The 13883-nt window shown below is 66.7% G+C and carries 8 protein-coding genes and 1 pseudogene; 3 read left to right on the top strand and 6 right to left on the bottom strand.

The genetic code is table 11. From position 1 onward, the window contains the following. Positions 1-40: 40 nt before the first annotated feature. Positions 41-2464, top strand: coding sequence for a TonB-dependent receptor (locus B0E47_RS04020; protein WP_077512727.1), 2424 nt, complete (start codon positions 41-43; stop codon positions 2462-2464). A 166-nt stretch (positions 2465-2630) separates the two neighbouring features. On the opposite strand, the gene B0E47_RS04015 is transcribed toward B0E47_RS04020, so the two are convergent. The 4 genes from B0E47_RS04015 to B0E47_RS04000 form a co-directional block, all read right to left on the bottom strand. After that, positions 2631-5831, bottom strand: coding sequence for a S41 family peptidase (locus B0E47_RS04015; protein WP_077512726.1), 3201 nt, complete (start codon positions 5829-5831; stop codon positions 2631-2633). Between the two features lie 148 nt (positions 5832-5979). Beyond that, entirely contained in the window at positions 5980-6576 is a 597-nt protein-coding gene (locus tag B0E47_RS04010) for a hypothetical protein (RefSeq protein ID WP_077512725.1), read from the bottom strand. 222 nt (positions 6577-6798) lie between these two features. Then, positions 6799-7623: an NADPH-dependent 7-cyano-7-deazaguanine reductase QueF gene (gene queF, locus B0E47_RS04005; RefSeq protein ID WP_077512724.1), complete on the bottom strand. Its 825-nt coding sequence runs from the start codon at positions 7621-7623 to the stop codon at positions 6799-6801. 135 nt (positions 7624-7758) lie between these two features. Continuing rightward, on the bottom strand, positions 7759-8766 hold the full coding sequence (locus B0E47_RS04000) for an aldo/keto reductase (RefSeq protein WP_077512723.1): 1008 nt from the start codon (positions 8764-8766) through the stop codon (positions 7759-7761). A 105-nt stretch (positions 8767-8871) separates the two neighbouring features. Here B0E47_RS04000 and B0E47_RS03995 point away from each other — a divergent pair, with 105 nt between their 5' ends. After that, positions 8872-9771, top strand: a complete 900-nt coding sequence (locus B0E47_RS03995; RefSeq protein ID WP_077512722.1) for a LysR family transcriptional regulator — start codon at positions 8872-8874, stop codon at positions 9769-9771. 29 nt (positions 9772-9800) lie between these two features. Here the strand turns inward: B0E47_RS03995 and B0E47_RS03990 are convergent, their stop codons facing one another. Continuing rightward, positions 9801-10553 (bottom strand): glutathione S-transferase family protein, encoded by a 753-nt coding sequence (locus B0E47_RS03990; RefSeq protein WP_077512721.1) that lies wholly within the window; start codon positions 10551-10553, stop codon positions 9801-9803. A 198-nt stretch (positions 10554-10751) separates the two neighbouring features. On the opposite strand from B0E47_RS03990, the gene B0E47_RS03985 reads away from it, so the two are divergent. Further along, on the top strand, positions 10752-13088 hold the full coding sequence (locus B0E47_RS03985; RefSeq protein ID WP_077512720.1) for a DPP IV N-terminal domain-containing protein: 2337 nt from the start codon (positions 10752-10754) through the stop codon (positions 13086-13088). A 54-nt stretch (positions 13089-13142) separates the two neighbouring features. On the opposite strand, the pseudogene B0E47_RS03980 reads toward B0E47_RS03985, so the two are convergent. Beyond that, a pseudogene (locus B0E47_RS03980) lies at positions 13143-13883 on the bottom strand (peptidase M56); the annotation flags it as partial.

The raw sequence follows: 13883 nt of genomic DNA, 5'->3' as shown, positions 1-13883 counted from the left end.
TGTTCATGGGTGCGTAGCGATACGCCTTGCAGGGGAAACCATGTTGAATTCGAATAGCGGTGCGTCTGCGTCGAAGCTGCGCCATCGTCGATTGTCCCTGTCGGTCCATTGCCTGCTGCTGGGGTTGGCGCCGCTGGCGGTGCAGGCGCAACAGCAGGCGGACGCGCCCGCTCCCGCCAGCACGGCGCCGTCGTCGGCCAACGCGATCAACCTCAACCGGATCGTGGTGACCGCGCAGAAGCGCGAGCAGCAGGTGATCGACGTGCCGATCTCGATCTCGGCGTATTCGGGAAATTTCCTGAAGACACTCGGGATCACCCACATGGATGACCTGAGCCGTTACGCACCGGGCGTGCAGGTGCAGGTGCAGAGTCCGAACACGCCGGGCATCGCGATCCGCGGCATCACCTCCGACGATACCGCGTCGAACACGCCGGGGCGGGTGTCGGTGTTCCAGGACGGGGTGGACATCAGCCGCGCGGTCGGTTCGATCGTGGCGCTGTACGACATGGATCGCATCGAGGTGTTGCGCGGGCCGCAGGGTACGCTGTTTGGTCGTGGCGCGGAGAGCGGCGCGCTCTCGCTGATCTCGAACAAGGCCAGCGACACCACCGCGGGCGGCTTCACCACCGAGTTCGGCAACTACAGCAGCCGCATGCTCACCGGCTATTTCAATACCCCGCTCGGCGCCAATGTTGACGGGCGCGTGGCGATCTACGACAGCGCGCACGATGGCTACATCCGCAACCTCGCCGGCGGCCAGCTCAATGGCGAGGACACGCGGGCGATCCGGGCCAGCCTGCACGTGAAGACCGGCGACCAGAGCGGCATCGACGTCATCGCGAATTATCAGCTCGACACCCCGCCGGGCACGGATTTCCGCAGCCTGCTGCCGAACCGGAACGGTTCGACGGATCTGTTCGGCGATGCCGATCTCAACGAGGGCAGTGCGCTGGGCATCCGGCGCAAGATCTACAGCCTCACCGCGCTGGGCAGCTTCCGCCTCGACGACAACTGGACGCTGAACACGATCACCGGCCTGCGCCGGCTCGACTCCACCGAGTCGTTCGACGCCGACGGCTCGCAGCTCGACATGCTGAATTTCGGCAATCATTCGCGCAGTCACCAGGCCAGCCAGGAAGTGCGCTTCAACTACGACAGCGGCGGACGCTTCACCGGTTTCGTCGGTGCCAACTACTTCTACGAGAACGGCAGCCAGGTCGTGCCGTTCCATACCGACGAGCGCAGCCTGCTGGTCGACCTGATCCCGTTGGCGCGCAGTCTCGATCCGGGCGTGGTCAACCTGCTGTTCGGCCCGACCGACCCGCCGCTGCTGACCTCGAATTTCCAGCCGAACCAGCCGTACAGCGTGATCCCGCTGCTCAACAGCCCGCTCAACCCGAACGAAAGCGAGGGTTTCGAGAACCACGGCAGCACGCGCTCGACCGAGCTGTTTGCCGATGGCACCTGGCGCGTCAGCGACCGCTTCGACATCACCGGCGGCCTGCGCGTGTCGCACGAGAACATCACCGCCGGCTACCAGGTGTTCGACGCCAGCGGCGCCAACGCAGCCAGCATCGGTTCGGCTTTCGCGCTGTTCGGCGCCGGCGTCAACGGCATCACCGCGCCCAATGATCTGTTCGCGCCGACCCACGGCCTGCTGACCAATGCGAAAAGCACCAACTCGATGGTCGGCCGGCTGATCGGCAGCTGGCACGTCAACGACGACGTCAATGCCTACGTCAGCGTGTCGCGCGGGCGCCGGCCGGATGCGCTCACCTTCAACGTCAATCCGGATGGCAGCTATACGAAGGCGGTGCTGCCGGCGGAAACCTTGTGGAACTACGAGGTGGGCATCAAGGGCGTGGCGTTCGAAAACACCTTTGCCTACGATCTCTCGGCGTTCTACTACAACTACACCAACTTCCAGAGTCAGGTGTACCGGAACGGGCAGTACATCGCGGTGAACTCCGGCCGCGCGCACTCGCCGGGCTTCGAGGCTTCGTTGCAACAGGCGTTCGGCGACAACGTCAGCGCGTTCTTCAACTACAGCTACCTGCATGCGCGCTTCGACGGCACCGACCAGAACGGCAACCCGCAGCAATACGCGGGCAACCACCTGCGCCTGGCACCGGACAACTCGGCATCGCTGGGCCTGTTGTGGAATGTCCCGCTGGGCGACGGCCGCGCGTTCTATTTCCGGCCCAGCTACACCTGGCACTCGCGGGTGTATTTCGAGGACGACAACAACCCCGCGTACGCACAGGCCGGCTACGGCCTGCTCAACCTGCGCACCGGCGTAAGCCTCGAAAATGGCCGCTGGGACCTGGGTTTGTGGGGCAGCAACCTGAGCAACCGCAAATACCTGATCGACGGCGGCAACACCGGCGAGAACTTCGGTCTGCCGACCTTCATTCCCGGTGCGCCGCGCACCTTCGGCGTCAGTGTCAGCGGCAAGTTCTGAGCGGCCATGGTCCTCCCTTCTCCCGTCGGCGACCTTGGGGAGTCCCCTTGCGGGTGAGAAGGTGGCGCGAAGCACCGGATGAGGGTGCGGGGCCGAGGTAAACATTACGCTCCGACCGAACCCTCACCCCCACCCCTCTCCCGACGGGAGAGGGGCTTTCAAAGGTTCAATTCGCGCCGCCGAGTGTGCTCAGCAGGCTGTGCACCGCGGCGTCCAGGTCGCTGTCCCTGTGCTGGAAGGATTCGCCCAGCGGCCGGCTGACCGGGATGTCGACCGGGCGCGGATGGCCTTCCATCGGCTGGCCGTGGTTGTCGGTGATGGTGATGAAGGGCAACCGCACCGTGCCGCCGTCGATCAGCTTGCCCGCTGAGGTGTAGATGATCCAGCCGGCGGTGGGTTCGCCGACGATCTTGCCCAGGCCCAGTGCGCGGTAGCCTTCGGAGAAGTCCTCGCCGTCGGACAGGGTGACCCGGTTGGTGATCAGCACCGTGGGCCGCTCCAGCGCACGCTGGCCCAGGATGCTGCGCGCGGGCTCGGACTTGTCAAAGCCGCGGAAGGTCATGTTGAGATAGGGCCGGCGCGAGAGCACGTCCAGCGCGTAGGCGTTGACGAAGCCGCCGAAGTTGTTGCGGATGTCGATCACCACGCCGTCGCGGGTGGCGTTCTGCGCATCGAGGTCCTTGTAGAAATCCTGCAGCGATGCACTCGACATGTCGCGCAGGTGCACGTAGCCGAGGCGACCGTTGCTGGCCTTCAGCACGTAGGCGCGGTTGGCCACTGTCCAGGCCCGATAGGCGAGGTCGGCCAGCGCATGGCTGTCGACCGGCTTGACTGCGACGTCGTGCGGATGGGCGCCGCCGGCATCGTCGGCGATGCGCAGGCTGACCTTGTCGCCGATGCGATGGGCCAGGCGCTCGGCGAGATTGCTGTTGGCGGCCAGCGGCTCGCCGTCGATCGCCAGCAGGTAGTCGCCGGGCTTGATGCCACCGGCGACGTCGGCTGGCGACAGCGGCAGTACGTCATCGATGCGGAAGTGGCCATGCTGTTCGTAGGCGGCGCGATCGAACGTCAACCCCAGCCAGCCGGTGATCGGCTCGCGGTGTTGCGGTGGGCGGGCGCCGGAGTGCGAGGCATCGAGTTCGCCGACCATCAGGTTGAGCAGCCGGTACAGCGCCGCGGGCGTCGTCGCCGTGGCCACCAGCGGCGCGTAGGTGACGTGCACCTGGTTCCAGTTCACCCCGTGCATGGCCGGGTCATGGAAGGTGTTGCGCAGCCAGCTCCAGGCCTGCTCGAACACCACCCGCTTCTCGCTGTCGAAATCCACTTCCAGCGCGGCGTCGACGGCCAGCGTCTCCGGCTTGTTCTTGCCGTCCAGCGCCAGCGACTGGATCTTGCCGGCGTCGAGGTAGAACACGCGCTTGCCGTCGTGGCTGAATTGCGCATCCTCCTTGTCGCCCGGCGTGCTGGTGAGCTGGGTCGCCACCGGCGGCTCTTTCGCCAGCGGATCGAGCGACCAGCTGTACAGGTTCTGCTTGCCGGCGACCTCGGCGGTGAGCAGCAGGGTCTTGCCGTCCGGGCTGATCTGCGCCGCGCCCACGTCGAGCCCCACCGGCAGCAGGCTCAGCCGTTCGCGGATGCCGTCGGCGGCGATGCGCACCGGCCCCTTGGCCGGCTGGTCGTCCGGTGCGGCCTTGCCGTCGTCGTGCTGCTTGTCACCGGCCGGCTTCGCCTTGAACAGATCCTGGAAGCGGTCCTCGCGAAACACCGGCGTGCGCGGCAGCAGGTCGACCTGCGCGACTTGCCCTTCCTCGGTACGCTGGCCGGTGGTGAAAAACAGGCTGCGACGGTCCGGACTCCACAGCACGTTGTCGGCGCCCGTGTTGGCCAGCGAACTCAACGCGACCTGCCTGCCGTCGGCGAGCGATACTGCCTGCACGTTGCGAAACATGCGCGGCCCCCAGCTGAGGTAGGCGATCCAGCGACCATCCGGCGACCATGCAAACGGCTGGCTCGAATCGAGCGGGCGCGGCAGGTCGATCGGCGCCTTCGCCAGCACCCGCAGCTTGCCGTTGGCCAGGTCCAGCACGCATAGCTCGCGGTCGTTGCGCAGAAAGGCCAGTTGCTTGCCATCGGGGGAGAACCGCGGCGCGGTGTCCTCGCCGTCATCGCTGGCGAGTGCGGTCTCCTTGCCGCTGGCGAAGTCGTACAGATAGAGCTGGCCGTGGCCGTCGCGTTCCGAGCCGTAGACCAGGCGGCGGCTGTCCGGCGCCCAGGCCAGGTCGTATTCCGCCGCCGCGGTGCGGGTGAGCCGGCGCGCGTGGCCGCCCTTGTCCGCGTCGGTGGCGAACACCTCACCGTGGGCGATCAGCGCCAGCTTCTTGCCATCCGGCGACAGCGCGATCTGGCTGAAGCCGTGGCTCAGGTTCTCGTATTTCGCCTGCGGGCCGCTGATGGCGCCGGACAGCTCGATCGCCAGCGGTGTGGTCTGTCCGCTGGCCGGATCGAGCGTCCAGATGCCGAAGTCGCGCTCGAAAGCGAGCACCCTGCCGTTTGCCGAGAGGCTGGGCCACAGCACGCGACCGTCGGTGAAACGGGTCACGGCCGCTTCGCTGCCACCGCCCAGCGGCATCCGCCAGATGTTCTCCGCGCCGCTGCGGTCGCTCATGTAGAACAGCGCGCGGCCATCCGGCGCCCACATCGGCCATTCGGTGCGGGCGTCGTCGGGAGTCAGCCGGGTGTACTGGTGGCTGCCGTCGTCGCGCAACAGCCAGATCGCGCCCTGGTCGATATGACTGTGACCGTGCCGCCACCATTGCCAGTCGCCCATGCCGCCGCCGACCAGGGCCAGCGACGCGCCGTCGGGCGCGGGCGCCGCCATCGATTCATTGCGGTAGCTCTCCATCGATACCGGCATCGGCGTGCCGCCGCTGGCGCGCACCCGATAGACGCCGGCCATGCCGCCGACGTTGTCGCGCGAGGAACTCAGGTAGATCCACTGGCTGTCGCGCGACCAGGCATCGAGCTGGTTGTTGCCGTCGGCCCAGGTCAGCCGACGCAGGGTGCCGCTGGCAAGATCGAGCAGATAGATGCCGCTGCCTTCGCCGCCGGTATCGGACTGGAACGCCAGCTGTTTGCCATCGGGCGAGTAAAGCGGGCGCGAGTCCGCGCCGCCATCATCGGCCACCAGCAGGTGGGCGTTGCCGCCGCCGCTGGCCACGGTCCAGATGCCGCCATTCGCGACGAAGGCGATCTGGCCGCCGTCCGGCGATACCGACGGTTGCGACATGGCCACTTTCGTGGATGCCGTTGCCTGCAGCGGCAACGCGACCAGACCGAACAGCATCCACAATACGGAATGCAGGCGCATACGGATTCCCCGGGCAGAAGGCCAGCGCCCAGTCTAGGCGTCCGCGCTCGACCGCGCCTGCACCATTGGTCATGCCATCGCGCAAGGTCGCCGGGACGACCCGGCCGCCTGCCCGACATCGTCCGTTGGTGCGTCCTGCGCCGCCCGCTCAGCGCTTGCCGATATTGAAATCCTGGCTGGCGACGGGCTTGCCGTCGATCGAGATCTCGACCTTGTACTTGCCTTCCGGCCACAGGTCGGGGTTCTGCACCTTGAAGGTGGTGATGGCCGGACCATCGGTGGCGACCGACTGGCTGATGTTACTGACCAGCTGGCCGCCGCCTTCCAGGTAACTCCACTTTGCGTTCAAGGTGGCGCCGCTGCTGCTGCCGACCGTGGCGACGCTGGCATACAGTGTCTTGTCATCCGACGCGAAACGGTCGGCCACACGGGTTACTTCGTGGCCCGCATTGACCGCATCGCCCAGGGTCAGTTTGCCGAATGCAAAGGGAGGCGCGGCCGAGGTAGCCGCAGCCGGTGCCACCGCGGCGCTGGTGCCGGCGGTTGCCGGCGCGGCCGCCGGCATCGCGGTGCCCGGCTTGGCCGGCGCTGCTGGCGCCGCCACGGTGGCGGCCGCGGCCGCACTGCTGGCGGCAGGCGGTGCCGTGGCTGGTGGGGCTTCGTGCTTGCCGCAGGCACCGAGCAGCAGCAGGCCGCCCAGGCCGGCGATCTGCAGGAGAGGGGTGGTCAGGCTTGGTCGTTTCATCGGAACTCCACTGGCAATGAGTGGGTGCATGCCACTTCGTGGCGCTCGCCGCCGCGTGATCCATGCACCGGGGTCAGGGTGCCGAGGCTAACGCGGGGCAAATGAAGCGTCGATTAGCGGGCGTGTCTTCGCGCTTGAACTTTCACGCTGCCCTCACGCCGGCAGGCGATCCGGACCGGGTCAGCACCTTCGATGCGGCGCCGTGACGTCGGCCGGTCGGGGTCACTGGCGCACGGTGCGCGGGTTGCCCGGGGTGGCCGGCGTGCTGCTGCGAAACGGGTTGATGTCGAGGCCGCCGCGTCGCGTGTAGCGCGCGTACACGCTGAGCTGCAGCGGCGCGCAGCGCTGCATGAGGTCGACAAACATGCGTTCCGCGCATTGTTCGTGGAATTCGTTGTGGGTGCGGAACGAGACCAGGTAGCGCAGCAGGCCGGCGTGATCGATCGGCGCACCGCGGTAGGCGATCTGCACGCTGCCCCAGTCCGGCTGGCCGGTGACCGGGCAGTTCGAGCGCAGCAGGTGCGAGACCAGGGTTTCGGCGACGGGTGTGGCGGTGGCGTCGGCCTGCAGGAAGCCGGCGTCGGGCGGGCCGTAGTGGTCGATGGCGATGTCCTGCCCGTCGAGCAGATGGCCGTCCAGATCGACGACGGGAAGTGCCACGGCATTCGCGTGGCGCAGTTGCACGTTGACCACGGCACCGGCGGCGGTCGACAGGTCGTGCATCAGCGTGGCGGTCAGCGCGTCCGCATCGGTGATGCGTTCCTGCGCGAAGCCGTTCAAGTACAGCTTGAACGACTTCGACTCGATGATGTTCGGTGACACTGCCGGCACATGGAATTCGGCCATCGCCACGACGGGCTTCCCGCGCCCGTCGAGCCACGACAGCTCGTAGGCATTCCAGATGTCGACGCCGTGGAATGGCAGCGGCTCGGCCACGCCGATCTCCGCGCGCTTGTCGGCGCGCGGGATCGGAAACAGCAGGCTCGGGTCGTAGCGGTCGGCGTAGACGGTGGCCTTGCCGAGCGGGGAATGTTCGGGAGTGCTCATGCGGTGAAGTTTAGCCGCTTCCCCGCCGGCATCCCTCGTTCCCGTAGGAGCCCGCTGGCGGGCGATGCTCTTGCTTTGGAGGTCCGGGGCAAGAGCATCGCCCGCCAGCGGGCTCCTACGCGGAATGCGGGGCGCTTACACGTTCACCATGTGCATCATCGCGTCGGCGTAGCGGTTGCCGGCGGCGGCATCCGGCGGGAACACCGCGTCGATCGCCGCGAGTTCGACGGCGCTCAGCTGCACGTCGAGCGCGCCGAGGTTTTCGTCCAGCCGGCTGCGCTTGCGTGTACCGGGGATTGCCAGCACCTCGTCGTCCTGCGCCAGTACCCAGGCCAGGGCCAGCTGTGCCGGTGAGCAGCCCTTGTCGGCAGCGAGCGACTTCACCTGCTCGGCCAGTTGCAGGTTGCGGGAGAAGTTGTCGCCGATGAAGCGCGGGCTGCTGCGGCGGTAGTCGTCGGCGTCGAAATCGTCCGGCGAGCGGATCGCGCCGGTGAGGAAGCCGCGGCCCAGCGGCGAGTAGGCGACCAGGCTGACGCCGAGCTTGCGGCAGGCGGCGAGCATGCCGTTGGTCTGCGGATCGCGCGTCCACAGCGAGAACTCACTCTGCAGCGCGGCAATCGGATGCACCTTGCATGCGCGTTCCAGCGTGGCACCGGAGGCCTCGCTCAGGCCCAGGTAACGCACCTTGCCGGCGCCGACCAGCTCGGCCATCGCGCCGACGGTTTCCTCGATCGGCACGTTCGGGTCGACGCGGTGCTGGTAGTACAGGTCGATGGTGTCGATGCCGAGGCGCTGCAGGCTGGCGTCGCAGGCGGCGTGCACGTAGTCGGGGCGGCCGTTGACGCCGCGTGCGGCCGGGTTGGCGGGGTCGCGCACGATGCCGAACTTGGTGGCGATGAAGGCCTGGTCCCGTCGGCCCTTGATCGCCTTGCCGACCAGGACCTCGTTGGTGTGCGGACCGTACATATCGGCGGTGTCGAGCAGGTTGAGGCCGCGATCCAGCGCGTGATGAATGGTGGCGATCGATTCGACGTCGTCGTGGGCACCATAGAACGCGCTCATGCCCATGCAGCCGAGGCCGAGGGCGGAGACTTGCGGGCCGGGCTTTCCGTTGTGGGTCTTGCCGAGGGTGCGGGTCTGCATGGTTGTCGCTCCGGTGGGTGAAGGTGGGTGCATGGTGCGCCGTGACGATGGCCGGATAAATATTCAATAATGGTCATCACCGTTTAATCTTGAACAACAATCGCCATGGACCGTCTCGAAGCCATGCGGCTGTATACGCGGATCGTCGAACTGGGCAGCTTCATCGCCGCGGCCGATGACCTGAACCTGCCGCGCGCCACCGTCACCCACGCGATCAAGCGGCTGGAAGCCCGGCTCGGTGCGCAGCTGCTGCAGCGGACCACCCGCCGCGTGCGCAGTACCCGCGATGGCGAGACCTATTACGGACATTGCGTGCGATTGCTGGCCGACATGGACGAGGTCGAGACCGATTTCCGCGAGGCGCTGGTGCAGCCGAAGGGTCGCCTGCGGGTCGACCTGCCGGCGACGCTGGCACGGCTGCTGGTGATCCCTTCGCTGCGCGATTTCTTCGCGCGTTATCCGAAAATCCAGCTGGACATCGGCACCGGCGACCGCTTCGTCGACCTGGTGCGCGAAGGCGTGGATTGCGTGCTGCGCATCGGCGAGCTGGGCGATTCGGGGATGATCGGTCGGCGTGTGGCGACGCTGCAGCAGGTTACCGTGGCGAGCGCCGCCTACGTGCGCCGGCATGGCCTGCCCGAGTCGCTGGCCGCGCTGCAGGACGGCCATCTGGCGGTGAACTGGGTGTCGCCGACCACCCATCGCGCCGAGCCGCTGGAATTCATGGTCGGTCGCAAACGGCGCGACGTGACGTTGCCTGGTTGCATCAGCGTCAGCGGCGTGGATGCCTACCTCGGCTGTTGCGAGGCCGGCCTGGGCATCGCGCAGATGCCGCGTTATCGCATCGATGAGGCACTGAAGAGCGGCCGCTTGCGCGAAATCCTGCCGGCGCATCCGCCGCCGTCGTTGCCGATGACCATCCTGTATCCGCAGCAGCGGCAGATGCCGGCGCGGTTGCGCGTGTTCATCGACTGGCTGGTGGAGCTGACTGCCACGCAACGCTGAGACCGCTCCCGCGGATGCGAGCGCATGTCTTATGACGCGCGCGGCGGCCCGGGGCGTGGCGCGCTGGTGCCGAACGTGTCGCTGGTCAGCGGTGCGCCGGCGCTGATCAGGGCGCCGCGCTGTTCGGCCAGCGGCAGGCGCAGCATGCAGTCCTCGAAGCCGGCCAGTTTCAGGAACGCGGGCAGTGCCTGCACCTGCGCCACCAGGGCGGCCATCAGCGGCCAGCGTTCGGCGTCGATGTCGTAGCGTACGAACGAGGCGGTGCGGAAGAAGCTCGCGATGCTGATGTCGGCGATCGACAGTGCGCCGAACACGAAGCCGCCGTCCGGCAGCAGGCTTTCCAGATAGTCGAGCGCGGCGGGAATCTCCACTTCGCGCGCATGCTGCACCACTGCCTCGTTGACCGGCTCGTGGAAGACATGACGCTTGATCGCCAGCTGGTAGAACAGCCGCCAGATCAGTCCGTCGGCCAGCCGCGTGTCGGCGTATTCCTCCAGCCAGCGGGCGCGCGCTCGATCGGCGATGTCGCGCGGGTAGATCGACGACGTGGGGTGCTTGTCTTCCAGGTACTGGCAGATCACCGAAGAATCGTTGAGCACCAGTTCGTTGTCGATCAGCACCGGCACGCGCCGCAGTGGGCTGAGTCGGGTGAATTCTTCGTTGCCGAAGAACGGCACGATCGGGTCGACCTCGTAGTCCAGCTCTTTCAGCTCAAGGCATACGAGCACCTTGCGCACATAGGGCGAGAGGTAATTGCCGATGACTCTGAGACGCTGCGACATGGGGTCACCTTGAGGGTTCGGCGCAGCCGGGTGGCCACGGTGGGAGAGCGGCACAGTTTGCCGCAGTCGGCATGCCGGCGTGACGAAAGCAACTTCTGGCACGGGGTTGCGGCGGCGATGTCGCGCTAGCATCAGCCGGTTCGACGCGGCGATGGCCGACGGCCGTCGCGCGTCATCCGGGTTTCCATGGAGAGAGGCATGCATTCGATGATCGGCAAGTCGCGCCTGTTCGGCGTGTTGGTGATGGGGCTGTTGTCCGGCAATGTCGCCGCGCAGGGGCGCACGTTGAGCGCGAGCGATTACGCGCAGGCGGAGCGCTTCATGAGTTACAACACGGTGCCGCTGGTCGATCACGCGGTGACCAGGGTCAACTGGCTGAATAACAGCCATTTCTGGTATGTCGACCATGACGCCAGCGGCGATCACTTCGTGCGGATGGATGCGGCCAGCGGCCAGACCGCGCCGCTGTTCGATCAGGTCAGACTCGCCGCGGCGCTGGGCAAGGTCCGTGGCAAGCCGGTCGATGCGAAGAAATTGCCGGTCACCGGCTACGCGGCCAAGCCGGACGGCCGCATCGATGTCACGTTGCACGGCAAGCACTACTTGTGCGACCTCGCTGCCGCCGAGGCCAGCTGCGTCGATCGCGCCACGCTGGTGAAGACCGGCAAGGAGCCCGGTGCGCTGTCGCCGGACAAGCAGAGCGAGGCCTTCATCCGCGACTGGAACCTGTGGCTGCGCGACGTAGCCAGCGGCAAGGAGACGCAGCTGACCACCGACGGTGTGGAGAATTTCGGCTACGCCACCGACAATGCCGGCTGGAAGCACACCGACAAGGCGATCGTCGAGTGGTCGCCCGATTCGAAGCAGATCGCCACCTTCCAGCAGGACCAGCGCAAGACCGGCGAGATGTACCTGGTCAGGACGAAGGTCGGGCACCCCGAATTGCTGAAGTGGAAGTATCCGCTGGTCGGCGACAAGCACGTCACGATGATCGAGCGCGTCATCATCGACGTGCCCACGCACAAGGTCGTGCGCCTGCAGATGCCGCCGGACCAGCACCGCTCCAGCCTGTGCGACGACGTCAGCTGCGGCCCCAACGGCGGCTGGGACGACGCGAAGTGGGCGCCGGACGGCAAGACGCTGGCCTTCGTCTCCACCTCGCGCGACCACCGGCATGAGTGGTTCCGCATTGCCGACGCAAAAACCGGCAAGGTGCGCACGGTGTTCGAGGAGGTGGTGCCGACGTACTACGAGAGCGGCAACGGCGCGGTGAACTGGCGCTACCTGCCCGGGACCCACGAAGCGATCTGGTTCAGCGAGCGCAACAACTGGGGTAACCTGTATCTCTACGACCTCGACACCGGCAAGCTCAAGCACGCGATCACCAGCGGCGACGGCAATGTCACCGAAGTACTCAAGGTCGATCCGAAGACGCGTACCGTATGGTTCCGCGGAGTGGGCCGCACGCCGGGCGTGAATCCGTACTACCAGCAGTTCTGGAAGGTCAGTCTCGACGGCGGCCAGTCGACCCTGCTGACGCCGGAGGCAGCCGACCACACGATCAGCCTGTCGCCCGATGGCCGGCATTTTGTCGATGCGTATTCGACCCCGACCACGCCGCCGGTGACCGTGCTGCGCCGCGCGGACGACGGGCACCTGCTCGCCACTGTGGCGCGTGCCGACATCGGCCGGCTGCGGGCTGCCGGCTGGGTGGCGCCGATCCCGTTCACGGTGAAGGCGCGCGATGGCAAGACCGACCTGTACGGCATGATGTTCAAGCCATCGAACTTCGATGCCTCGAAGAAGTACCCGATCATCGACTACGTCTACCCCGGCCCGCAGACCGGCTCGGTGAGCGGGCGCAGCTTCCTCGCCTCACGCAAGGACCACCAGGCGATGGCCGAGCTGGGCTTCATCGTGGTGGCGATCGACGGCATGGGTACGCCGTGGCGTTCGAAGGCCTTCCATGACGCCTACTTCGAGCACGTCGAGGACAACACCTTGCCCGACCAAGTGGCCGGGCTGAAGGAATTGGGCAAGCGCTATCCGTGGATCGACCTCGACCGCGTCGGCATCTGGGGTCATTCCGGCGGCGGCAACGCCACCGCGGGCGCGATGTTCCACTACCCGGATTTCTTCAAGGTCGGCTGGGCCGAAAGCGGCAACCACGACAACCGCAACTACGAGGACGACTGGGCCGAGAAGTGGCAGGGCCTGCTGGTCACCGACAAGGACGGCAAGACCAACTACGACGCCCAGGCCAATCAGAGCTTCGCAAAGAACCTCAAGGGCCGCCTGATGCTCACCTACGGTACGCTGGACGACAACGTGCCGCCGTCCAGCACGCTGCTGGTGGTCGAGGCCCTGATCAAGGCCAACCGCGACTTCGACATGATCGCGATCCCCAACGTGCATCACGGTTATGCGGCCGCCACGCCGTACATCACGCGTCGGCGCTGGGATTATTTCGTGCGCTACCTGGCCGGCAATACGCCGCCGATGGAGTACCAGTTGAAGGCGTGGCCCTGGGACTGAGCTGAGTCTCGACGCCGTGGTAATACGGCGTCGAGCGGGCATGCGCGTCCGGGGTCAGCGCAGGCTCGTCTTCTGAGCCAGACCCTTGGCCAGGGCTTCGTCCAGAAGTTGATTCATCGCCAGCTCGGCACGCTGCTGTGCCTGTTGTTGCTGGCGGTCGAGTGCCTGCTGCTGCTTTTCGAAGCCCGCCTGCTGGGTCTCCAGCGCCCGTTGTTGTGTGGCTTGACGTGCGTCCAGTTCGGCGTGGCGCTTGTCGAGTTCTGCCTGGGCGGCATCCATCTCGCGTCGCTGCGCCTCCTGTTCGTTTTCGCGTGCGTGCTCGTCCGATCCCGCCGCTTCGCGTGTGGCGACGCGGGCGGCCATTTCCGCCTGACGCCCGGCCAGCTCGGCCTGTCGCTGTGCAAAGGCGGCATCCTGTGCCGCAAGGCCTGCCTGCCTGCCGGCGACCGCGCCCTGCTGGCCTGCGAGTTCGCCCTGCTGACGCGCCAGCGTGGTCACCGGCGCATAGATGCGGCTGGCGCGTTCCAGCATGCTCTTGTCGCGGATGAGGTAGGACTGGTCGCCGCGGCGGAACCACAGCATCGACTTGTTGGTCGCGTGGAGTTTCCTCACGACATCGAGATCTGCGTTCGAGCCATTGATGGTGACCGTCGAGTCGCCATCGATCAGCGCGAAGCCGTTTTGCGCGTGGTTCGTCGTGTCGATGTCCACATGTCGCGCGGAGAAGCTCGTGTCACGAGGCGGTGGCGGAGGGGGCGGTGGCGGAGGCGGAGCCATCGGCGGTAGCGGTGCAGG

This window comes from Rhodanobacter sp. B05 (assembly GCF_002001085.1).
Lineage (GTDB): Bacteria > Pseudomonadota > Gammaproteobacteria > Xanthomonadales > Rhodanobacteraceae > Rhodanobacter.
Note: the sequence above shows the minus strand (reverse complement) of the source record. Positions and strands in the feature narration are given on the sequence as shown.

Excerpts from the sequence above, each read along its gene's own strand:
- B0E47_RS03985 (WP_077512720.1), top strand. The coding sequence starts at position 10,752 with ATGCATTCGATGATCGGCAAGTCGCGCCTGTTCGGCGTGTTGGTGATG.
- B0E47_RS03990 (WP_077512721.1), bottom strand. The coding sequence starts at position 10,553 with ATGTCGCAGCGTCTCAGAGTCATCGGCAATTACCTCTCGCCCTATGTG.
- B0E47_RS04010 (WP_077512725.1), bottom strand. The coding sequence starts at position 6,576 with ATGAAACGACCAAGCCTGACCACCCCTCTCCTGCAGATCGCCGGCCTG.
- B0E47_RS04020 (WP_077512727.1), top strand. The coding sequence starts at position 41 with ATGTTGAATTCGAATAGCGGTGCGTCTGCGTCGAAGCTGCGCCATCGT.
- B0E47_RS03995 (WP_077512722.1), top strand. The coding sequence starts at position 8,872 with ATGGACCGTCTCGAAGCCATGCGGCTGTATACGCGGATCGTCGAACTG.
- queF (WP_077512724.1), bottom strand. The coding sequence starts at position 7,623 with ATGAGCACTCCCGAACATTCCCCGCTCGGCAAGGCCACCGTCTACGCC.
- B0E47_RS04015 (WP_077512726.1), bottom strand. The coding sequence starts at position 5,831 with ATGCGCCTGCATTCCGTATTGTGGATGCTGTTCGGTCTGGTCGCGTTG.
- B0E47_RS04000 (WP_077512723.1), bottom strand. The coding sequence starts at position 8,766 with ATGCAGACCCGCACCCTCGGCAAGACCCACAACGGAAAGCCCGGCCCG.